The organism is Telluria sp. ZB2R32, assembly GCF_059685715.1.
This window is the reverse complement of record NZ_JCASIG010000002.1, coordinates 731,101-753,395: the sequence shown is the minus strand read 5'-3', so window position 1 is coordinate 753,395 and position 22,295 is coordinate 731,101. Positions and strand designations below refer to the sequence as shown.

The 22,295-nt window shown below is 66.1% G+C and carries 16 protein-coding genes and 1 tRNA gene; 10 read left to right on the top strand and 7 right to left on the bottom strand.

The features are described from left to right. Positions 1–217 precede the first annotated feature (217 nt). From AC56LG_RS08330 to AC56LG_RS08320, 3 genes are read left to right on the top strand one after another with little or no spacing between them, the layout of a single operon-like run. Positions 218–775, top strand: coding sequence for a TOL_0243 family YfiR-like periplasmic protein (locus AC56LG_RS08330; protein WP_497165834.1), 558 nt, complete (start codon positions 218–220; stop codon positions 773–775). Next, a complete protein-coding gene (locus AC56LG_RS08325; RefSeq protein ID WP_497165628.1) occupies positions 772–2,790 on the top strand; it encodes a sensor histidine kinase, YfiR-like protein-associated in 2,019 nt (672 codons plus the stop codon). Before AC56LG_RS08330 ends, AC56LG_RS08325 begins: the two co-directional genes overlap by 4 nt. Continuing rightward, entirely contained in the window at positions 2,787–5,396 is a 2,610-nt protein-coding gene (locus AC56LG_RS08320; protein WP_497165627.1) for an EAL domain-containing protein, read from the top strand. Before AC56LG_RS08325 ends, AC56LG_RS08320 begins: the two co-directional genes overlap by 4 nt. A gap of 179 nt (positions 5,397–5,575) precedes the next feature. On the opposite strand, the gene thiL is transcribed toward AC56LG_RS08320, so the two are convergent. After that, positions 5,576–6,544 carry a thiamine-phosphate kinase gene (gene thiL, locus AC56LG_RS08315; RefSeq protein WP_497165626.1) on the bottom strand — a complete coding sequence of 323 codons (969 nt, stop codon included), beginning with the start codon at positions 6,542–6,544 and terminating at the stop codon, positions 5,576–5,578. A gap of 189 nt (positions 6,545–6,733) precedes the next feature. Here thiL and AC56LG_RS08310 point away from each other — a divergent pair, with 189 nt between their 5' ends. The 4 genes from AC56LG_RS08310 (at position 6,734) to AC56LG_RS08295 (ending at position 12,607) form a co-directional block, all read left to right on the top strand. After that, on the top strand, positions 6,734–9,046 hold the full coding sequence (locus AC56LG_RS08310) for an NADP-dependent malic enzyme (protein WP_497165625.1): 2,313 nt from the start codon (positions 6,734–6,736) through the stop codon (positions 9,044–9,046). A gap of 274 nt (positions 9,047–9,320) precedes the next feature. Beyond that, positions 9,321–10,367, top strand: a complete 1,047-nt coding sequence (gene gmd, locus AC56LG_RS08305; RefSeq protein WP_497165624.1) for a GDP-mannose 4,6-dehydratase — start codon at positions 9,321–9,323, stop codon at positions 10,365–10,367. 13 nt (positions 10,368–10,380) lie between these two features. Further along, positions 10,381–11,331 carry an NAD-dependent epimerase/dehydratase family protein gene (locus AC56LG_RS08300; protein WP_497165623.1) on the top strand — a complete coding sequence of 317 codons (951 nt, stop codon included), beginning with the start codon at positions 10,381–10,383 and terminating at the stop codon, positions 11,329–11,331. 109 nt (positions 11,332–11,440) lie between these two features. Beyond that, positions 11,441–12,607, top strand: coding sequence for a glycosyltransferase family 4 protein (locus AC56LG_RS08295; protein ID WP_497165622.1), 1,167 nt, complete (start codon positions 11,441–11,443; stop codon positions 12,605–12,607). Positions 12,608–12,627: 20 nt separating this feature from the next. Here AC56LG_RS08295 and AC56LG_RS08290 read toward each other — a convergent pair whose 3' ends face one another. Both AC56LG_RS08290 and AC56LG_RS08285 read right to left on the bottom strand, forming a co-directional pair. After that, positions 12,628–13,623, bottom strand: coding sequence for a response regulator (locus AC56LG_RS08290; protein WP_497165621.1), 996 nt, complete (start codon positions 13,621–13,623; stop codon positions 12,628–12,630). Then, a complete protein-coding gene (locus AC56LG_RS08285; protein ID WP_497165620.1) occupies positions 13,623–16,991 on the bottom strand; it encodes an MHYT domain-containing protein in 3,369 nt (1,122 codons plus the stop codon). Before AC56LG_RS08285 ends, AC56LG_RS08290 begins: the two co-directional genes overlap by 1 nt. A gap of 290 nt (positions 16,992–17,281) precedes the next feature. Between AC56LG_RS08285 and AC56LG_RS08280 the strand changes: the two genes are divergently transcribed. After that, positions 17,282–17,686, top strand: a complete 405-nt coding sequence (locus AC56LG_RS08280) for a hypothetical protein (protein ID WP_497165619.1) — start codon at positions 17,282–17,284, stop codon at positions 17,684–17,686. A gap of 1 nt (position 17,687) precedes the next feature. Next, positions 17,688–18,476: a DUF2145 domain-containing protein gene (locus tag AC56LG_RS08275; RefSeq protein WP_497165618.1), complete on the top strand. Its 789-nt coding sequence runs from the start codon at positions 17,688–17,690 to the stop codon at positions 18,474–18,476. A 64-nt stretch (positions 18,477–18,540) separates the two neighbouring features. On the opposite strand, the gene AC56LG_RS08270 is transcribed toward AC56LG_RS08275, so the two are convergent. After that, positions 18,541–18,625, bottom strand: a tRNA-Leu gene (locus tag AC56LG_RS08270). After that, positions 18,608–19,189, bottom strand: coding sequence for a hypothetical protein (locus tag AC56LG_RS08265; RefSeq protein ID WP_497165617.1), 582 nt, complete (start codon positions 19,187–19,189; stop codon positions 18,608–18,610). The genes AC56LG_RS08270 and AC56LG_RS08265 overlap by 18 nt, the downstream gene beginning before the upstream one ends. Before the next feature lie 145 nt (positions 19,190–19,334). Between AC56LG_RS08265 and AC56LG_RS08260 the strand changes: the two genes are divergently transcribed. After that, positions 19,335–20,021 (top strand): FxDxF family PEP-CTERM protein, encoded by a 687-nt coding sequence (locus tag AC56LG_RS08260; RefSeq protein WP_497165616.1) that lies wholly within the window; start codon positions 19,335–19,337, stop codon positions 20,019–20,021. A 26-nt stretch (positions 20,022–20,047) separates the two neighbouring features. Here AC56LG_RS08260 and AC56LG_RS08255 read toward each other — a convergent pair whose 3' ends face one another. Next, a complete protein-coding gene (locus tag AC56LG_RS08255) occupies positions 20,048–21,769 on the bottom strand; it encodes an ArnT family glycosyltransferase (RefSeq protein ID WP_497165615.1) in 1,722 nt (573 codons plus the stop codon). 123 nt (positions 21,770–21,892) lie between these two features. Further along, the gene (locus AC56LG_RS08250; RefSeq protein WP_497165614.1) at positions 21,893–22,162 is read right to left on the bottom strand and encodes a type B 50S ribosomal protein L31; all 270 of its coding nucleotides are present in this window, start codon (positions 22,160–22,162) and stop codon (positions 21,893–21,895) included. Positions 22,163–22,295 lie beyond the last annotated feature (133 nt).

Genomic DNA, 22,295 nt, shown 5'->3' with positions numbered 1-22,295 from the left:
ACCGGTGTGGCAAACTTGCATGCGTTCCCGGCCGGGCTGTCGGAATGCCACAACCAGCGTGGGTATAGCTTGTAGAAGAAATGTCCCGTGCGACACGAGCATTCGCTGGGCTGCTATGCTGCAACGCGGCGGTTTCCGCCGCGTTTCTTTTTTTCAACAGAATTCTTATGCCGCCTGCATTTTTCACGTGCTCCCGGGTAGGACCGGACCGATCGTGATGGCGCTCGCCGTCCGGGCCGTGCGTTGCGTACACCCGCTCCTCCTCGCCCTGTGGCTGCTCGCCTGCGCACAGCCGGCGCGGGCCGACGCCCGTCTCGAGCTGCAGGTGAAAACCGCCTACCTGGTCAAGTTCGCCAGCTTCGTCGACTGGCCGGCCTCGGCCTTCGCCCGGCCCGACAGCCCGCTGCTGATCGGCGTGGCCGGCAACGATGCGCTGGCGGACCAGCTCGAGCAGGTGGCCACCAGGCGCAGCGTGGGCGGCCATCCGCTCGCCGTGCGGCGCCTGCAGCGTGGCGATTCGCCAGCTGGCCTGCACATGCTGTACGGCGCCGGCCCGGATGGCGCCGCACTGCTGGCCGGCACGCGCGGCTTGCCGCTGCTGACCGTCAGCGACGCCGCCAACCCGGCGCCCGGCACGCCTGCCGGCATGATCCGCTTCGTCGCCGCCGAGGAGCGCCTGCGCTTCGAGGTGGCGCTCGGCCAGGTCGCGCCGAGCCGCCTGCGCATCAGCGCGCGCCTGCTGGCGGCCGCCTTGCGCGTGACGGGAGCGTCATGAACCGGCGCACGTCGATCCGCAAGAAACTGGTGGTGGTCGTGATGGCCACCACCTTCGCCGCGCTGCTGGTGTCGGTCGGCCTGATCATCGCCTATGACCTGCGCAGCTACCAGCGCTCGCTCCTGAACGACCTCTCGACCCAGGCCGAACTGGTCGGGCACATGACCTCGGCCGCGCTGGCGTTCGACGATCCGCGCCTGGCGGGCGAAAACCTGGCGCTGCTGCGCACCCGGCCGATGGTCGGGGCGGCCGCGATCTACGACGAGCGCGGTCGCCTGTTCGCTTCCTATTCGGCGCACAAGGAGGGCGGCGTGTTCCCGCCGCAGCCGCAAAGCAGCGGCGTGCAGAGCGACGGCCAGTACGTGGCGCTGTTCCGCCCGATCGTCGAAAACGGCGAGACGGTCGGCACCGTCTGGCTGCGCGCCGAAAACCGCATGCTGGCGCGCACGCTCGACTACCTCGCCATTGCGCTCGGGGTGATGCTGCTGGCGATGGGCACGGCCTGGCTCGTCATGCGGCGCATGGGCGGGGTGATCACGGCGCCGATCGTCGCCGTCACCGAGATCGCGCGCGACGTCGTCGCCACGCGCGACTATTCGCGCCGCGCGCCGCGCGTCGGCAACGACGAGGCGGCCGAGCTGGCCGACTCGTTCAATGCGATGCTGACCGAGATCGAGCAGCGCACGCGCGAACTGGAAGACTCGAACGCCGCCATCGTGCGCGGCGAGGCCGAGCGTTCGCGCAGCCAGCAGGAAGTGATGCGCCTGAACGAGCAGCTCGAACAGCGCGTCGACGAACGCACGCTGCAGCTGGCGCTGGCGAACGCCGAACTGGCCAACGCCATCGACGAGGCGCGCAAGGCGAACCAGGCGAAATCGGCCTTCCTCTCGTCGATGAGCCACGAGCTGCGCACGCCGCTGAATGCGATCCTCGGCTTCGCCCAGATCCTGACCTCGCAGTCGCTGCCGACGAGCGAGGCGCAAAAGAAGGAATTCGCCAACCACATCCTCAAATCCGGACGCCACCTGCTCACGCTGATCAACGAGATCCTCGACCTGGCCAAGGTCGAGTCGGGCACCATCACGCTGTCGATGGAGCCGGTGGCGCTGGGCGAGATCCTGGGCGAATGCCAGAGCATGATCGAACCGCTGGCGGCGGCGCGCGGCATCCGCATGCTGTTCCCGCAGCAGGTGGGTGCGGTGCTGCTGGCCGACCGCACGCGCCTGAAGCAGGTGCTGCTCAATTTGCTGTCGAACGCCATCAAGTACAACCGCGACGCCGGCGCCGTGGTGCTTGACTGCGCACCGGCGGGGCCGAACCGCCTGCGCATCTCGATCCAGGACACCGGCATGGGATTGCGTCCCGACCAGGTCGACGACCTGTTCCAGCCCTTCAACCGGCTCGGCCAGGAAGCGGGCGCCCAGGAAGGCACCGGCATCGGCCTGGTCGTCACGCGCCGCCTCGTCGAGCTGATGGATGGCACGATCGATGTGTCGAGCAGCCCCGGCGTGGGCAGCGTGTTTACGATCGAGCTGGGCACGACGGTGCCGCTGGCCTCGAACGCGGCCACGGGTGTCCAGCGCGACGCGGTGGCCGCGACAAACGCGAGCGACGCATCGCACCTGCTGCTGTATGTCGAAGACAATCCGGCCAACCTGAAACTGGTAGAGGAAATCGTGCGCTTTCGCCCTGACCTGCGCCTGCTGGCTGCCGGCGATGGCCCGCTCGGGCTGTCGCTGGCGCGCGCGCACCACCCCGAGCTCATATTGATGGACGTAAACCTGCCCGGCATGAGCGGCCTGGAAGTGCTGGCCCAGCTCCAGCGCGAGCCGGCCACGAAAGACATTCCCGTGATCGCACTGACGGCGAACGCCATGCCGCGCGACGTCGAACGCGGCCTCGCGGCCGGCTTCTTCCGCTATCTGACCAAGCCGATCGACATCGACCAGTTCAACGAGGTGGTCGACATCGCGCTGGCGCACAGGAACGGACCTGCCGCGGGAGGTGCGCCGTGATCACGCCCGCCGACGTGCGCCGTGCGCGGGTGCTGGTGGTCGATGACCAGCCGGTCAACGTGCAGCTGCTCGAATACTTATTAAAAACCACCGGCTACGAAAATGTGCACAGCACGACCGACCCGCGCCAGGTCGTGTCGCTGCACCTGAAATACCGCTTCGACCTGATCATCCTCGACCTGCACATGCCGCACATGGATGGCTTCCAGGTGATGGAAGCGTTAAAGCCGCTGGAAAGCGAATCCTGGCTGCCGGTGCTGGTGGTGACGGCCGAACCGGACAAGAAACTGGCGGCGCTGGAAGCGGGCGCGCGCGACTTCATCGGCAAGCCGCTCGACACGGTCGAGGTGATGACGCGCATCCGCAACCTGCTCGAAGTGCGCCTGATGCACCGCGAGTCGCGCGAATACGGCACGCGCCTGGAGCGCACCGTGCGCGAACGGACCGCCGCGCTGGGGCGCTTCCGCAGTGCGATGGATGCGACCAGCGACGGCATCTTCCTGGTCGATGCGGCCAGCCTGGCGCTGGTGGATGTGAGCGACGGCGCCTGCCGCATGCTCGGTTTTTCGCGCGAGGCGCTGCTGCGCATCGATCCGGTGGCGCTGGGCCTGACCACCAAGGCGCAACTGGAGCGCCACCTGGCCACCAACGGCGCCGCGCACGAGACCGACATCGCCGAAACCGAATTGCTGCGCGTCGGCGGAGAAGGCGCGGTACCGGTCGAGATCAGCTGGCAGTGGACCGAGGCCGGTTCGAGCAAACTGCTGATTGCCGTGGCGCGCGACATCAGCGAACGCCTGCAGGCGCAGCAGCACCTGAAACACCTTGCGAGTTTCGATGCATTGACCGGGCTGCCGAACCGCACGCTGTTCTTCCAGAACCTGCGCGAGACGATCGAGCTGGCGCAAGACAAGGCCTGGCGCGTGGCGGTGCTGTTCATCACGCTCGACCGTTTTAAGATCGTCAACGATTCGCTCGGGCCGAAGCTGGGCGACGAACTGCTGCGCCAGTTCAGCGAGCGGCTGGTGCGGGTACGCGGGCAGCGCGGCTCGGTCGGGCGCCTGGGCGGCGACGAATTCGCCGTCATCCTCAGCATGACGCGCGAGCAGCAGGACGAAGCGGCGCACCTGGCCAACGAGATCCGCGAAGCGCTGCGCGCGCCCTTCGACCTCGAAGGCCAGCAGGCGATCCTGACGGCCAGCATCGGCATTGCCATGTACCCGGACGACGCGGTCGAGCCGGGCACGCTGGTGAAATACGCCGACACCGCGATGGTGCGCGCCAAGGAGGCGGGCCGCGACGGCTACCGCTTCTTCACCGCCGGCATGAACGTGCAGGTGCTGGCGCGGCTCGACCTGGAAGTGGCGCTGCGCGGCGCGCTCGAGGGCAACCAGTTCGTGCTGCACTACCAGCCCAAGCTCGAACTGTCGACCGGGCGTGTGTGCGGCGTGGAGGCGCTGCTGCGCTGGAACCGGCCCGGCCACGGCCTGGTGTATCCGGCCGAATTCGTGCCGGTGCTGGAAGAGACCGGCATGGTGGTGCGTATCGGCGACTGGATCATCGACGAAGCCTGCCGCCAGATCGCCGAGTGGCACGCGCAGGGCGTGCGCGAGGTGCGGGTGGCGGTGAACGTGTCGAGCCGCCAGTTCGTCGAAGGCGACCTGGAAGGCGTGGTGCGCGCCGCGCTCGAGCGCCACGGCATCGAGCCGGGCATGCTCGAACTGGAACTGACCGAAAGCGCCCTGATGACCAATGCCGAGCGCACCATCGAGGTGCTCGAGCGGCTCAAGATGCTCGGCATCCGCATCGCGATCGACGACTTCGGCACCGGTTATTCGAGCCTGGCCTATCTAAAACGCTTCCCGATCGACAAGCTCAAGATCGACATCGCCTTCGTGCGCGACATCGTCACCAACCCGGACGATGCGGCGATTGCGCTGGCCATCGTCAGCATGGCGCACAGCCTGCACATGCAGGTGATCGCCGAGGGCGTCGAGACGCGCGCCCAGATGGCCTACTTGCGGCGCCACCGCTGCGACGAAATCCAGGGTTTTCACTTTTCGCGCGCGCTGCCGGCCGCGCAACTGGCCCAGCTGATCCGCAAGAACCGCGAGACGCCGGACGCAGAGACCTTCGACGACAGCCGGGTGCAGACGATCCTGGTGGTCGACGACGACGTCGATACCCTCAGTGCGCTGCACCGCCTGCTACGGCGCGACAATTACCGGGTCCTGACCGCGCCGACCCCGACCGAAGCCTTCGAGCTGCTGGCGCTGTACCGGGTGCAGGTCGTGATGTGCGACCAGCGCATGCCGGCCATGAGCGGCACCGAATTCCTCAGCAAGGTCAAGGAGATGTATCCGGACACGATGCGGATCATTTTGTCCGGCTACACGGGCGTGAAGACCGTGCTCGAATCGATCAACCGCGGCTCGATCTACAAGTTTTATACGAAGCCGTGGAACGATACGGAATTGCGCAACAACGTGCGGCTGGCATTCCGGCATTACTGGATGGAGCACGGGCCGTATGACGACCGGCGCGTGCCGCGGACGGCGGGTGCGGAAATTCTATCGCCTGAACAGACCCGTAGGGTGGGCGGCTAGACCGTGTTCTGTGTATACCTGCTGCGCTGACGCCGCCCACGCGTTCAACCCGTGCATGCACTGACGCGAGGTTGCATGGGCTGGTTGAACGCGTGGGCGGCATTCAAGCCGTAGCACATCACACGGCCGGGTGTAGCCGCCCACCCTACGGGTCAAGCGCCTGCGTTCGCGGAAGCGCGTTATTCCCCGCTAAAATGATCCCAGCCCTGCACATCCATCTCCAGCGCCTTGCCCGCCGCATCGACGAAGCGTAGTCCCGGCTGCGCGTCGATGGTGCCGACGCGCGTGACCGGCGTATGCGCCGATCCGGCCGCGGCGATCACCGCATCGCGCTGCGACGCCGGCGCCGTGAAGCACAGTTCGTAATCGTCGCCGCCGGCGAGCGTAAAGCGGCGCCGCAGGGCCAGCGCTTGCCCAGCCAGCGCCGGGCCGGCGGGGAGGGCGTCGATGTTCAGGGTGGCGCCGACCTTGGAGGCGTCGAGGATGTGCTGCAGATCGCCGACCAGGCCGTCGGAGATGTCGAGCGCCGCGTGCCCGATCGGCAGGGCGCTGAGAGCGCGGCCGAGTGCGACGCGCGGCGTCGGCAGGTGCATGCGCGGGGCAGCCAGCGCCAGGGCGTCGGCCTCCAGCGCGATCTCCTTCCAGTAGCCGGCCAGGGCCAGGCGTGCGTCGCCCAGGGTGCCCGAGATCCAGATGTCGTGCCCGGCGCGGGCGGCGTCGCGGCGCAAGGCGTGGCCGGGGGCGATCTCGCCGAACACGGTGATGCAGATCGCCAACGGGCCGCGCGTGGTGTCGCCGCCGATCAGTTCGCAGTCGTGCAGGTCGGCCAGCGCGAACATCCCGTTCGAGAATGCCTCCAGCCATTCCGGGTCGGCCCCGGGCAGCGACAGCGCCAGCGTGAAGCCGACCGGTTTCGCGCCCATCGCCGCCAGGTCGGACAGGTTCACCGCCAGGCTTTTATGGCCCAGCATGCGGGCGTCGGCGCCGGCGAAGAAATGGCGGCCTTCGACCAGCAGGTCGGTCGAGATCGCCGTTTGCATGCCGGGCGTGGGCGCGAGCAGGGCGCAATCGTCGCCGATGCCGAGGACGGCGTTGCCTGAGCGGGCACGGCGGAAGTATTGTTTGATGAGGTCGAATTCGGAAAGCATGGAACAATTTTACCGTCCACGGGCGAGGTCGGCATGTTGCGCAGCCGATTCATCGGGTTTGCTTATGCGCTCTACCGCCGTATCAGCAAAGCTTATGAAATCCTTAGGCGTGGAAAATACGTAGTCTGCTATAAGAGTCAGTCTGATAAAATTGGAGGTTCCCCTCTAAGTTCAGGAAGGCTGCACAGCATGGATTCGTCATCGGACAAAAAAGAAGAACTGCGCCAACAACTTCGGACTGCAGCGCTCGAATATCACCAGTTCCCACGTCCGGGCAAGATCAGCGTCACGCCGATCAAGGGCCTGCTGAACCAGCGCGACCTGGCCCTGGCCTATTCGCCGGGCGTCGCGGCGCCTTGCGAGGAGATCGTCAAGGACCCGGCGGCATCATATAAATACACTTCGCGCGGCAATCTGGTGGCCGTGATCTCGAACGGCACCGCCGTGCTGGGCCTGGGCAACATCGGCCCGCTGGCGTCGAAACCGGTCATGGAGGGCAAAGGCGTCCTCTTCAAAAAATTCGCGGCCATCGACGTCTTCGACATCGAGATCGCCGAGAACGACCCCGATAAGCTGGTCGACATCATCGCCGCGCTCGAACCTACTTTTGGTGGCGTCAACCTGGAAGACATCAAGGCGCCCGAGTGCTTCTACATCGAGCGTAAACTGCGCGAGCGGATGAAGATCCCGGTCTTCCACGACGACCAGCACGGCACCGCGATCATCGTCGGCGCCGCCATCCTCAATGGCTTGAAGGTGGTGAACAAGGACATCAAGAACTGCAAACTGGTCGTCTCCGGCGCCGGCGCTGCGGCCCTGGCCTGCCTCGACCTGATCGTCGACCTCGGCTTCCCGATCGAGAACATCTTTGTCACCGACCTGGCCGGCGTTGTCTATAAAGGCCGCGCCGAACTGATGGACCCGGACAAGGAACGCTTCGCGCAGGAGACCGGGCACCGTACGCTGTCGGACATCATCCCCGGCGCCGACATCTTCCTCGGCCTGTCGGCCGGCGGCGTGCTGAAGCCGGAAATGGTCGCGCAGATGGGTCCGAACCCGATCATCCTGGCGCTGGCCAACCCGAATCCGGAAATCCTGCCGGAAGACGCGAAAGCGGTGCGCGGCGACGTCATCATCGCCACCGGCCGTTCGGACTATCCGAACCAGGTCAACAACGTTCTCTGTTTCCCGTACATCTTCCGTGGCGCCCTCGACTGCGGCGCGACCACGATCACGCGCGAGATGGAAATCGCCGTCGTGCACGCGATCGCCGACCTGGCGCATGCCGAGCAGTCGGACGTGGTGGCGACCACCTACGGCATCAACAACCTGTCGTTCGGCCCGGAATACCTGATCCCGATGCCGTTCGACCCGCGCCTGCTGACCCACATCGCGCCGGCGGTGGCCAAGGCCGCGATGGATGGCGGCGTCGCCGCGCGTCCGATCGCCGACCTCGACGCCTATGCCGAAAGCCTGCAGCAGATCGTCTATCGCAGCGGCTCGTTCATGAAGCCGCTGTTCCAGGTCGCGAAGAGCACCCCGCCCGAGCTGAAACGCATCGTCTACGCCGAAGGCGAGGACGAACGCGTGCTGCGCGCGGTGCAGGTGGTGGTCGACGAGAAGCTGGCGCGCCCGATCCTGGTCGGCCGTCCGGCCGTGCTCGAGCAGCGCATCGAGAAGTTCGGCCTGCGCCTGAAACTGGGTGTGCACTTCGACGTCATCAACCCCGACTTCGACGAGCGCTACCGCGACTACTGGCAGACCTACCACCAGATGGTGATGCGCCGCGGCGTGACGGTCGACATGGCGAAACTGGCGATGCGCCGCCGCCATACGCTGATCGGCGCGATGATGATCCACAAGGGCGACGCCGACGGCATGATTTGCGGCACCTACGGCACCACCTGGACCCACCTCGACTTCATCGACAAGGTGCTGGGCAAGCGCGCCGGCGCCAACGTGTATGCGGCGATGAACTTCGTGATCACCGAGGAGCGCCAGATCGCGATGGTCGACACCCACGTCAACGACAACCCGAACGCCGCCGAGCTGGCCGAGATCACGATCATGGCCGCCGAAGAGCTGGAACGTTTCGGCATCGCCCCGCGCGTGGCGCTGCTGTCGCATTCGAACTTCGGCACGTCCGACAGCGAGTCGGCGCAGAAGATGCGCGCCACGCTGGCGCTGGTGCAGCAGAAGGCGCCGCACCTGGAGATCGACGGCGAGATGCACGGCGACGTCGCGCTCGATTCGAAGCTGCGCGCGAAATTGATGCCGCAATCGACGCTCAAGGGCGACGCCAACCTGGTGGTGATGCCGAACATCGATTCGGCCAACATCGCCTACAACCTGCTCAAGACGGCCGCCGGCAACGGCATCGCGGTCGGGCCGGTGCTGCTCGGCTGCGCCAAGCCGGTGCACATCCTGACGCCGTCGGCCACGGTGCGCCGCATCGTCAACATGACCGCGCTGTGCGTGGTCGATGCGGTGTCGAACCGCTGATCCGGCCGAGGATCGGACTGGCGAAAGTTCAGTCCGATTCATTCATCCTTGAGTGGACTCACAGGCGAGCGTGCTCGCCTGTTTTTTTATGGCCAAACAAGTAACAATGCGTAAGCGTCTACCGCCGCGACTGTATCTCAACGAATAATGTGTGTAATTTGGCACCCCGTACACCCCTGATTCGTATCGTTTTTTTTGGTCAATGTCCTCTGTTACAATGTGAGGTTGTCTAATTAATACTCGTGCGTACAGTACTCATCCGGAATTTAACATCATGCAAAAAACAACAAAGAGAGCCGTCATCACTGGTATTACCGGCCAGGACGGTGCTTATCTTGCTCAATTGTTGCTGGAGAAGGGTTACCACGTTACGGGTACGTTCCGCCGCGCCAGTTCCACGAATTTCTGGCGCATCGAGGAACTCGGCATCCAGGCGCACCCGAACCTGGACCTGGTCGAATACGACCTGACCGACCTGGCGTCGAGCCTGCGCCTGATCCAGAATGCAGAACCGGACGAGGTATACAACCTCGCCGCGCAAAGTTTCGTCGGTGTCTCCTTCGACCAGCCGCTGACGACGGCATCGATCACCGGCCTGGGCGCCGTCAACCTGCTCGAGGCAATCCGGCTGGTCAACCCGAAGATCCGCTTCTACCAGGCGTCGACCTCGGAAATGTTCGGCAAGGTGCAAGCCATCCCGCAGGTCGAGGACACGCCGTTCTACCCGCGCAGCCCCTACGGCGTGGCCAAGCTGTACGCGCACTGGATGACGATCAACTACCGCGAGAGCTACGGCATCTTCGGTTCCTCGGGCATCCTGTTCAACCACGAGTCGCCGCTGCGCGGCCGTGAGTTTGTCACGCGCAAGATCACCGATTCGGTCGCCAAGATCGTCCAGGACAAGCTCGACGTGCTCGAATTGGGCAACCTCGACGCCAAGCGCGACTGGGGCTTCGCCAAGGAATACGTCGACGGCATGTGGCGCATGCTGCAGGTCGACCAGCCCGATACCTTCGTGCTGGCCACCAACCGCACCGAGACCGTGCGCGACTTCGTCACCATGGCCTTCAGGGCCGCCGACGTCGCCATCGAGTGGAGCGGCAGCGGCGAGGACGAGTCGGGCCAGTGCGCGCGCAGCGGCAAGACCCTGGTGCGCGTCTCGCCGAAGTTTTACCGTCCGGCCGAGGTCGATCTGCTGATCGGCAACCCGGAAAAGGCGAAGCGCGAGCTGGGCTGGGAACCGAAAACAACGCTCGAAGAAATGTGCCAGATGATGGTCGAGGCCGACCTGCGCCGCAATGCCCAGGGTTTCTCGTTCTGACATGGAACGCACGATGCCCGCTTCCCAGTCCGATCCGGGCCTTGCGCTCGAGCCCGATGCCGGTCTGCGCGAAGGCGAGGGCAAGCGCGCCCTGGTCACCGGTCTGCGCGGCTTTACCGGCTATTACGTGGCGCGCGAACTGGCAGCGGCCGGGTACCGGGTATTCGGCACTGTCATGCCGGGCAACGACCTCGGTACGGATGTGCTGGCGGTCGATTTGTGCGACCGTGCGGCCGTCGGCGCGATGGTCGAACAGGTGCAACCCGACGTCGTGGTGCACCTGGCGGGCATCGCCTTTGTCGCCCACAGCGACGTCGAGCAGATCTACCGCGTCAACGTGGTCGGCACGCGCAACCTGCTCGAAGCGCTGGCAGGCGCACGCCACAAGGTATCGAGCGTGCTGCTGGCCTCGTCGGCGAATATCTACGGCAACGCCGACGTTGCCGTCATCGACGAAGAGGTGGCGCCGGCGCCGGCCAACGATTACGCCGTCAGCAAGCTGGCCATGGAATACATGGCGCGCCTGTGGATGGACAAGTTGCCGATCATTATCGCCCGCCCGTTCAACTATACCGGCCAAGGCCAGAGCGACAATTTTTTGTTGCCAAAGATCGTCTCGCATTTCCGTCGCCGCGAACGCAGCATCGAACTGGGCAACCTGGCGGTCGCGCGCGACTTTTCCGACGTGCGCATGGTGGCGCGCAGCTACCGCAGGCTGCTTGCGGCGGCGCCGCGCGGCGAGACATTCAATATCTGTTCGGGGCGCAGCAATTCGCTCGCCGACGTCATCGACCTGGCCTCCGCGATTGCCGGCTACCGCATCGAAGTGCAGGTCAATCCCGCGTTCGTGCGCGCCAACGATGTCCTGACTTTGTCGGGCAGTCATGCGAAACTGGCCCGGGTGATCGGGCCGCTCGACCCGCCCCCGCTGGCAGAGACCTTGCGCTGGATGGTGCAGGGCTGAGGCCTTTAACCTTGGAGGGCTGACCATGGGCAGTTCAGTGTCCGGGCATATCAGGCCCGAAGCGGCGACGGTGCCGCGGCCGCGGGACTGTTCTTTTCCGATCGTACCTATGCGCGTCCTTCACTTCTACAAGACCTATTTTCCAGACAGCATCGGCGGTATCGAGCAAGTCATTCGCCAGCTATGCGTCGGCACCGGCCGCCTCGGCGTGACCAACACGGTGCTGTCGCTCTCGCGCGAGAAAAACCTGGCGCCGATCGTCTTCGACGGCCATGCCGTTCACCGCGTGCCGCTCGACTTCGAATTCGCCTCGAACGGCTGCTCGCTGGCTTCGTTCGGCGCGCTGGCGCGCCTGGCGGCGCAGGCCGACGTCGTGCATTACCACTTCCCATGGCCGTTCATGGACCTGGCCCACTTCCTGGCGCGCGTCAACAAGCCGACGGTGGTGAGCTATCACTCCGACATCGTGCGCCAGAAAAAACTGCTGCGCCTGTACCAGCCGCTCAAGCAGCGTTTCCTGGGCAGCGTCGACGCCATCGTCGCGGCATCGCCGAATTACCTGGCCTCGTCGGCGGTACTGGAACGATACGCCGGCAAGACCCGCGTCATTCCCTACGGCCTCGACCAGTCCACCTACCCGCAGCCCGACCCGGCATTGCTGGCGCACTGGCGCGAGCGGCTCGGGCCGAAGTTCTTCCTGTTCGTCGGCGTGCTGCGCTATTACAAGGGCCTGCACGTGCTGCTCGACGCGGTGAAGGACACAGGCTACCCGGTCGTGATCGCCGGTACGGGGCCGGAAGAAGCGGCCCTCAAGGCGCAAGCCGCGCGCCTGGGTTTGAAGAACGTGATCTTTACCGGCGCCGTCAGCGACGACGACAAGGTTGCCCTCTTGAGCCTGTGCTACGCGATGGCCTTTCCCTCGCACCTGCGCTCGGAAGCTTTCGGCATTTCACTGCTGGAAGGGGCGATGTACGGCAAACCGATGATTTCGTGCGAAATCGGCAGCGGCACCACCTACATCAACATCGATGGCGAGACCGGCCTGGTGACGCCGCCGGACGACGCGCCGGCGCTGCGCGCCGCCATGCGCACGCTATGGGAGAACCCGGAGCTGGCGCGCGCCATGGGCGCGCGCGCCGCGGCCCGTTTCCAGAAGGTGTTTACGGCCGGGCAGATGGCGACCGGTTATACGGCGCTCTACCGCGAGGTCATCGCGCGTCACGCGGCGCAGCCGGCGGTGGCTCCGCTGGGCGCCCATCCGGCCAAGCCGAAGTAGCCAGCGAAGCAACTCAATACTCAGGCCGTTTCCGCCCAGCGCTCGCGCACGGTGCGGATCGCCGGCAACTGGGCGACGAACAGGTCGATCAGCGCCGGATCGAAATGCTTGCCCTTCTGCTGCACCATGTGCGTCACCGCTTCCTCTTCGGTCCAGGCGCGTTTGTACGGCCGCACCGAGGTCAGCGCATCGAACACGTCGGCAATGGCGACGATGCGCCCGGTGAGCGGGATCGCCTCGCCGGCCAGGCCGTTCGGGTAGCCGCTGCCGTCGTATTTTTCGTGGTGGGTCAGCGCGATCTGGTGCGCCAGTTGCAGCATGCCGTCGCCGTGCTCGCCGATGATCTCGGCGCCGATCGTCGCATGGCTCTGCATCACCTTCCATTCGTCGGCATCGAGCGGCCCCGCCTTTTGCAGGATGCGGTCGGGGATGCCGATCTTGCCGACGTCGTGCATCGGCGCGGCGTGCAGCAGGTCGTCCGCTTCCTGTTCCGTCATGCCGGCCGCCAGGCCCAGGATGCGCGCGAAATGGCTCATGCGGATCACGTGCAAACCGGTCTCGTTGTCCTTGTACTCGGCCGCCAGGCCCAGGCGCTGGACGATCGCCAGGCGCGAGGCTTTCAGTTCTTCCATCCGCACCAGCGACAGGTGGGTGCGCACGCGCGCGCGTACCACCGGCGGGCTGATCGGCTTGGTGATGTAGTCGACTGCGCCGGCTTCGAAACCCTCGAGTTCGTCGGCGGTGTCGGACAGCGCCGTCACGAACACCACCGGAATCGGCGCGGTGAACGGATTGGCCTTTAACGCCGCACACACTTCATAGCCGCTCATGCCCGGCATCATGACGTCGAGCAGCACCAGGTCGGGACGCTCCTTGTTCGCCAGTTCGAGGGCGCGCGCGCCGTCTTTCGCGAACAGCAGGCGGTAATGGTCTTGCAGGATCTGGCGCAGCAGTTGCAGGTTGCTCGCTTCGTCGTCGACCGCCAGGATCAGCGGCTTGTTGCTGGTAGTGCTCATTACATCGTTTCCTGTGGCATAGGATTATCATCATGCGCGTCGTGCTCGCCGAGGGCGGAGAGCACGGCGTCCAGCTGCTGCTGGGCGAGGTCGAAATCGAAATCGGACAGCGCCGCCTGCACTTGCGTGACGCCGGCGGCGGCCGGATGCCCGGCCAGTGCGGCGGCCAGGCCGGCCAGCGCGGCGTCGTCGAGCGCGCCGCGCGCCAGCGCCGCGCCCAGCAGGCGGCCGGCACGCAGCGCGCGCGGCAGGTCGGCGGTGTCTTGCGGCGCCGCCGGCGCCTGGCCGGTGGCGGGGCGTTCGGCGCGGATCGCCAGCAGCGCCGCCGCGTGCGCCCCCGCGGCGCGGGCCAGGGCGTCGGGCAGCAGGGCGGCGCCGGCCAGGTGCTGGCCCTTGTCGCCTTCGGCCAGCTGTTCCACTTCCGCCAGCGCATCGGCCAGCAGTTCGAGGCCGATGTTGGCGGCCACGCCGCGCGCCTTGTGGGTCAGCATGCGCAGCGACGGGTAATCGGTGCTGTCGAGGAAGCCTTGCAGGAACTGCGGCAGCAGCGCATGCTGGCTGTGGAAGTGTTCCAGCGCTTCGCGCCAGGCGTCTTCCTTGCCGCCCCAGCGGTGCACGCCGCCATGGCGGTTGAGCACGTGGCGCTCGAGGACCGGCGCGACCTCGTCGGCGGCGGCGCCGGCGCCGAGGCCGAGCACGCGTGCGATTTCGTGCGACAGCGCGACCCAGTCGACCGGCTTGGACGCGAAACCGTCCATGCCGACTTCCACGCTGGCGCGGCGGTGCTCGGGCAGCACGCTGGCCGTCATCGCGATCACCGGCACACGCGGACGGCCGGACTGCGTTTCCTGTTCGCGGATGCGGCGCGTGGCGGACAGGCCGTCGAGCACCGGCATCTGGAAGTCCATCAGGACCAGGTCGAATTCTTCGCGCGCAGCCATCTCGACCACGGCGCCGCCATCCGCGACCGTGGTCAAGGTGTGGCCGCGGCGCGCCAGCAGCAATTGCAGCAACTCCAGGTTTTGCGGCACGTCGTCGGCCGCCAGCACGCGCAGCGGCGGCAGGGCGGCGGCGGTGCGCACGCGTGCCTGCTGCGGCGCAAAGCGCGCCACCACCAGCGGCAGCAGCACGTGGAAGGTGGTGCCTGCGCCGATCACGCTTTCGGCCCAGATGCGCCCGCCCATCAATTCCACCAGCTGCTTGCTGATCGTGGTGCCAAGGCCGGTGCCGCCGAAGCGGCGCGTCATCGAGGCGTCGGCCTGGGTGAATGGATCGAAGATCGCCTGCAGGCGGTCCGGGGCGATGCCGATGCCGGTGTCGGTGACGCTGACGTGCAGCATGCCGTCCTGCTGGCCGGCGCGCAGCACCACGCTGCCGGCGGCGGTGAACTTGATCGCATTGTCGAGCAGGTTAGTCAGCACCTGGCGGATGCGCAGTTCGTCGCCGCGCAGGTTGGTCGGCAGCGCCGGGTCGTAATGGATGTCGACTTGCAGGCCCTTGGTGCGGGCATTGGCCGCCAGCGTCGAAGACAGTTCGTCGATTAGGGACAGCAGATTGAAATCGTTGATCTCGAGTTCGACCGCGCCTTTTTCCAGCTTGGCGGTGTCGAGGATTTCGTTGAGCAGGCGCAGGAGCGAGCGGCCGTTGCTGCGCACGGTATCCAGGTGGCGGCGCTGGTCGGGCGCCAGTTCGCCGTCGAGCAGAACGTCGGTGAAGCCGAGGATCGAATTCATCGGCGTGCGGATTTCATGGCTCATGTTGGCGACGAAAGACGCGCGCGCGGCGGCGGCCTGCTCGGCCGCGTCCTTGGCTTCGCGCAGCGCGTCTTCCATCGTGCGCCGTTCGGTGATGTCGAGGATCACGCCATCGCGCCAGGCCAACTCGCCCGCCTCGTTGCACACACCGACGCCGTTTTCCCACATCCAGCGGCTCGAACCGTCGGCATGCAGCATGCGGTATTCGACCAGGTAGGGGCGCTCTTCCTGCAGGGCCGCCGCAATCGTTTGCGCGACGCGCGCGCGGTCGGCGGCATGGATCTTGGCGCCGAAGGAGCGCAGCGGCGGGCTGCCGATGAAGTCGCGCGCCGGGAAGCCGGCCACGCGTTCGACGGCATCGCTGATGAAGACCAGCGGGTGCTCGCCCGCGATGCGGCTGCGGTAGGAGATGCCGGGGATGGTGCCGATCAGGGAGCGGAACTGCGCCTCGCTGGCGCGCAGTGCCGTCTCCATCTGGCGCCGCTCCGTGATGTCGGTGACGAAGCAGACGAACAGTTCGCGCTGGCGCAGGCGCGCGTGGCCGATCGCCACCCGCACCGGTATCAGGCTGCCGTCGCGGCGCGTGGCATCGACTTCGGCGCTGCTGGTCGAGGTGTGCGCGCCTTTGTCGTCCATGTAGCCGAGCAGGCCGCTCTCGTTGGCGCGCTCGGCGTCGGTCATCAACAGGCGCACGTTGCGGCCGATGATCTCGTCGCGGCGCCAGCCGAAGATTTTCTCGGCCGAGGCGTTGAATTCCTCGATCGTGCCCTCGCGGTCGATCGTGATCACGCCGTCCACCGTCGTCGTGAGCAGGGCGCGCATCCAGGCTTCGCTGCGCGAGAGTTCGAGGTACAGCTGGCGGTAGCGCAGCAGGCCGTTCGCGCCCAGCACCACGACCGTGAACAGCACCGTGATCAGCGAGATCGCCAGCGCCAGGAAGGTGGTGTTGGTGACGAACGTCGCATTCGGATCGACCGTGCCGACGAAGCGCGCGGCGGCCATGCCGGTGTAGTGCATGCCGGTGATGGCGCAGCCCATGACGATGGCGGCCATCATCAGGCGTCCGCTTTCGCTCATGCGGCGCAGGCGGGTCAGGCCGAAACGCACCCACAGGGCCAGCGTCGCCAGCACCACCGCCACCACGATCGACAGGCCGAAGGTAAATGGATCGTAGCGGAGGTCGAGGCTCATGCGCATGCCGGCCATGCCGGTGTAGTGCATGGCGCCGATGCCGGCGCCGACCAGCACACCGCCGGCGAGCAGGCTGCCGGCGCCGATGCGCTCGCGCGCGATCAGGCTCAGCGCCACGTACGAGGCGCCGATGCTCGGCAGGTTCGACAGGATGGTGATCATCGGGTCGTAATCGACCTGCGTGCACAAATTAAAGGCCAGCATGCCAATAAAATGCATGGCCCAGACGCCGGCGCCGAGCGCCAGGCTGCCGGTGAACAGGAACAGGGTGCGCTGGCGCGTCTGCTGGCGCGCCTGGCCGGCAATCTGCAAGCCCATCCACGAAGCGAAGATCGCCACGAGCAGCGACAACACGACGAGTTTCGGGTCGTAGATCCCGTAACTGAGCAGCGACGGATCGTCGGGCAACATGAAAAGCGACATGGGGGTTCCGGCAGAAAAGGGCGCCCAGGGCGGGCGGCATCATCGGCAGTATGACACTTTCCGTGTGGAAAGTCTTTTCCGATATTGCCGATTTGCTGACTTTCGGCGAATTTGTCGCGCAGTTACCACCATGCGCCGAGCATGCGCACCTGCCCGCATAGTCCGCTGCATGCCGGCGCCGCGGTAGCGCCCGGCGCTACTGCGGCGTCCGTGTGGCGGCACTTTATCTTGCCCTGTTGCCGGGCAATACAGGGTTTGACAGGATGCGCCTGTCCAACCACGGAGGTCCCATGAAACGCATCCTTTCCGCTTCCCTGCTCAGCCTTGCGCTTGCTTCCGGCGGCGCCCACGCGGCCGGCGGACCGTCGACGCCGTCGCAGGCCAGCGCCAATTTATCGGGCGTGGTCGTCATCGGCTCGATCCTGACGGTGGCGGCTACCGGCAGCGTGGTCGTCGCCAGCGTACGCACCGTCGGCGACGGACTCGAGGTCGTGCTGGAAGGTGCGGCCGACGCCAGCCGCGCCACGGTCCGCTTGTCGAGCGCGGCCGTAGGCGGCTTGTCGATCGCGACCGGCACCGTGCTGGAAGTGGTCACCGCCTCTACCGGCCAGGTGCTGGTGATGTCGGGCCGGGCGATCGCCTTCCTGCCGAACGAGGCGGGTAAAGGATTGCTGCATCATGCGCGGGCGATCTGACATGAAACGCCTGCTGCGCATGTTGATGCCGGCGCTGCTGTTGGCTTGCGCCCCGGCGGCTCACGCCGGCCAGGCCTGCGCCGACAAACCGCTGACGGCGCACGACGTCGTCCGCTCGATGGAACTGGCGCGGCAAACCGTGCAGGCGCTCGACGCCAGCGGCGCGCGCGTGGCGCTGGTCTCGCGCGCCGGCCAGGATTTGAGCCGCTACCAGCTGCGCTATTCGCACATGGGCATCGCCGTGCGCGACCATCCGCGCGGGCGCTGGACCGTCGTGCACGAACTCAACGATTGCGGCACGGCCGCATCCGGCCTGTATTACGAAGGCATGGGCAATTTCTTCTTGACCGACCTGCACCGCTTCGAGGCGCAACTGATCATTCCGGGCAATGCCCTGCAAGAGCGGCTGGCGGCCTTGTTTACCACGCGCACGCCCCTGCGCCTGCACGAGGCACGCTACAACATGGTCGCCTACGTGTATTCGACGCAGTACCAGAACTCGAACCAGTGGGTACTCGAAAACGTCGCCGCCGCCAGCGCGCCGCCGGGCGAAGTGGCAACAAGGGAAGAGGCGCAAGCCTGGCTAAAAGGCATGCGTTTCCAGCCGCCGACACTCGCCATTTCCGCATCGACGCGCCTGGGCGGACGCATGTTCCGCGCCAACGTGGCGTTCGACGATCATCCGTTCGACCGTCGCATGGCCGGGCAGATCGATACCGTGACGACGGATGCGGTAAGGCAACTGGTGCGGGCGGTCGATGGGGAGATGAAGACGCTGGTGGTGGATTAACCGGCGCTAGAATGCAAAAACCCGCGTTCTTCAGTGAAGAACGCGGGTTTTTTGTATTCGTGCTTGGTGCCGGGAACCGGAATCGAACCGGTACGCCTCGCGGCGCGGGATTTTGAGTCCCGTGCGTCTACCTATTCCGCCATCCCGGCAACGCGCTCCGCATTATCGCTGATTTGCATTGCAGCGGCAACAGTTTCCCGGTTTGAAAGATCGTTACGGCGCGGGGCCGCTGCCGGCGCGGGCGCGACGGCAGCGGCCGCCGTGCCCGCCAGCACTGCCTGCAGGGTGCGCAGGGTCGGGATCGGGCCGGTGACTTCCAGGGTGTGGGCGCGGATGCGTACGCTGACGGCCTGGGCGCGCCAGGCGCCGCTGCCGGCCTTGACGTAGCGGATGCGCTCGGGGCCGGCGGCGGTTTCGATGAATCCCATCTCGCCCAGGGTGGTACCGAGGGTGGCGCGCATGTGGCGGGCATCGAAGCGGGTGCTGACTTCCAGCCGGCCGGGGGCGCCCATGCACAGCGGCAGGCCGACGCCGGCCAGCACCGGCAGGATGATGCCGGCCAGGGGGGCGTCGGGGAAAGCGGCGTGCAGCGCCAGTACCAGCAGCGGGGTGCCGACCGCCAATGTGAGGCCGTAGGCGACCAGCGGGGTCAGGCCGCGCAGCGCGGCGTAGCGGGGCGCTTGTACGATTTCCGAGAACATTACGCTTTTCATGTTGTCTCCTCTTAAAGGGCGGCTCGGGATCGGCAAGGCGCTTTGTCCATTGTCGGCCTCGCTTGCGCCCTGGAGTTGACGTGACGCAAAAACCGGACGGGGCCGTTGTCCAGGCCGGGCGCGCCCTGAACGCTTGCACGTCGACATGACCGAACCGTTGCCACTTGCCGATGGAGGGACCATGAAACGACCATTGATCGTGCCGCGGGCTGCATATGCATCCGTCTTTGCAGCCATCCTGTCAGCCGCCCTCGCGGGCGCACCGCAGGCGCAGGCGCAAACCATCGAGCGCAGCGTCGCGCTCGACACCGTGCCCGACGGGGCCGGCGGCCTGAATGCCTTTTTCGGGGACACTTTCACGGCCGCGCAAAGCGGCAGCGGCTTTGCTGACCTGTTCACGTTTGCCGTGGCCGGCACGCCCTTCGATGCCAGCGCTTCGGTCACCTCCGCCTTCCTCGATTCGCCAGGCTCGAAGGATGTATTGATTACCGGCTTTTCCCTGTTCCAGTACGACCCGCAGACGCTGGCCGTGATCGGCAACGCGGTGGCGGGGATCGATTTGACCGGCTTTGGCGATAACCCGGTCGATTCCTGGACGTTGACGGGATTGAATTTGCCCAGCGGGTTGTACGCGCTGCGCGTGGATGGACAGGTCGTGGGCAGTGCCGGCGGCAGCTTCGGCGCCGATTTGACCGTGTCGCCGATACCGGACGCGCCCGCCTATGCGCTGCTGCTGGCGGGCTTGCTGGGCGGCGCGCTGGCCTGGCGGCGCGGTTTGCCGCTGGCTGTTCCCAAAAAGCGAAGCCGCCCGGATGGGGCGGCTTCTGGTTGATGTCGAGCTGAGGGGAGCGCGTACGCTCAGGGCGCGCGCCGGTACAGGCGGAAGCGTTCGTCGCGGTCGGACGCGCGCCGGCCTTCCCACAGCAGCGTGCCGCCGCGTGTGCCCCAGGCGCGGGTGAGGTCGCGCTCGCCGCGGGTTTTGACGCTGTCCTGCAGCAGCACGTAATCGCATTGCCCGCCCGCCATGCCGGCAAACGGCAGGCGTCCGAAATAGGCGAACGAGGCGCGCTGGGCGGGGGCGACGTTGGTGTCGATGCAGTTGGCGTCGTGCGGCAGCTTGGCGGCGATCGCCTGCGCCACGCCGGCGTAGCTTTTACTGTAATTCAGGTCCGGCAGGAACAAAGTCATCAGCAGCACCCACAGCAGGATCAATCCGCTCGAGGACAGCACCACCGCGCGCCACAGCACGGTGCGCGTGCGCGACACGCGCCAGCGCACCAGCCAGATCCAGCCGACCGAGACGGCGGCCGCCACCGTAAAGGCGACGATGCCGAATTCGGGCGTAAAACCCGGCACCAGTTTTAAAGCGTTGTGCGACAGCTTGGCCGGCCAGCCGGTCAGCTTGGCGATCCAGAACAGCCAGACCAGTGCCGCCAGCGTGGTCAGGGCCATCACCGAGAACCAGTCGATGGCGTTGATCGCGCCGCGCTTCATGGTCGGCAGGCCGAAGGCGGCCATCAGCGCCAGCGGCGGCAGCAGTTTCAGCAAGTCGCCGTTTTCCGGTGTCGGGTCGCACAGGAACAGCGCGGTCAGCGCGCCCAGGAAAGTGAGCGGCAACACGATGTGCAGCATGTTTTCCTGGCGCCGCCAGGCCCAGATCGCCCAGCCGGCAAACGGCCAGGCCGGCCAGAAGAACCAGACGCCGACGCGGAAAAAGGCCTTGATCGGGGCCCAGCCCGGCAGGGCGAACTGGTGGACGTTGGAGCCGAACCATTGCGCGACCGGCGACTGGCCATAGGGTTGCACCAGGCTGGCCGGTACGATCCATACCAGGGTCAGCGCGACTGCGGCGGCGGCGGCGAGCGCCATGTGGCGCAGCGCGTTGCCGGCCGGGATGTGGAACAGCTGCGTGCACAGCAACAGCGCGAGCAGCAGCACCAGCGGCGACAGCGGGCCGCGCGTGAGCGCCAGCGCGCCCAGCGACAGGCCGACCAGGGCGGCATTGCGCACGCTGGCGGTCTCGATGTAGCGCACCGCGCGGTACAGGAAATAGGCGACCAGCGAACCCTGCAGCGTGACGGCCAGCGTTTCGTGGCTGTACAGCAGCAGGCCGAGCGAGCCGAGGTAGACCAGCACGGTGGTGTCGGCCAGGGTGCGCCCATAGGCGTCGGGTTCGGGCTGGCCGCCAAAGGCGAGGCGCAGCGGCTGCGCTTCCGGGCGGCGGCCGAGGTGGAAGGCGGTATACCAGAGCGACATGCCGCCCATCACGAACATGCCGATGTTCGACACGCGCGCGGCCAATACGTCGCCCAGCAGCCAGCCGAACAGTTTGATGCAGACGGCGCCAAGCCAGAACGCGAGCGGGCCGTCTTCCAGCGCGGGCAGGCCGGCGATGTTCGGATACAGCCAGTCGTTCAGGCCGCCCCTGGCCATCGTCCACATGATGCCGAAGCTGCCGGCGTCGTCCTTCCACGGATCGCGGCCGATCAGGCCCGGCAGGATATACAGCAGGCCAAGCGCGAACAAGGCCCAGCGCGGCAGGGCCAGCGTGGCGGCGGCGGGGAGGCGGACTGGTTTCATCGATAAGTCAGGTGCTGGAATGAATGTCGCGCTAGTATAGCGGGATTGAAAAGATGAAAAAAAAGAAGCCGAATCGGCTTCTTTTTTTGAAGGAAGCCTGCGAGAGGCTTCTGTACAACTGGCTTAGCCGTTCGCGACCGAGGTCTTCGAACCGACGGCGCCGAACTTCTGGCGGAACTTCTCGACGCGACCAGCGGTGTCGACGATCTTGTGCTTGCCGGTGAAGAACGGGTGCGATTCAGCCGAGACTTCGATCTTGATCAGCGGGTAGTCTTTACCTTCGAAGTTGATCGTTTCGCGGGTAGCGATGGTCGAACGGGTCACGAATTTGAAGTCGCACGACACGTCATGGAAGACGACTTCACGGTAATCTGGATGGGTTTCGGTTTTCATGGTTCTGCCTTGGGTTTATTTGGTAGCCAAACAGCACTTCGTCGGTCGTCCTGCTTCGTGACCCGATTGCCGCTCACTTGCCTGGGTGAGTACTGCTGAACCGACGATTATAAAACGGTTGCGGGTTCAAGGC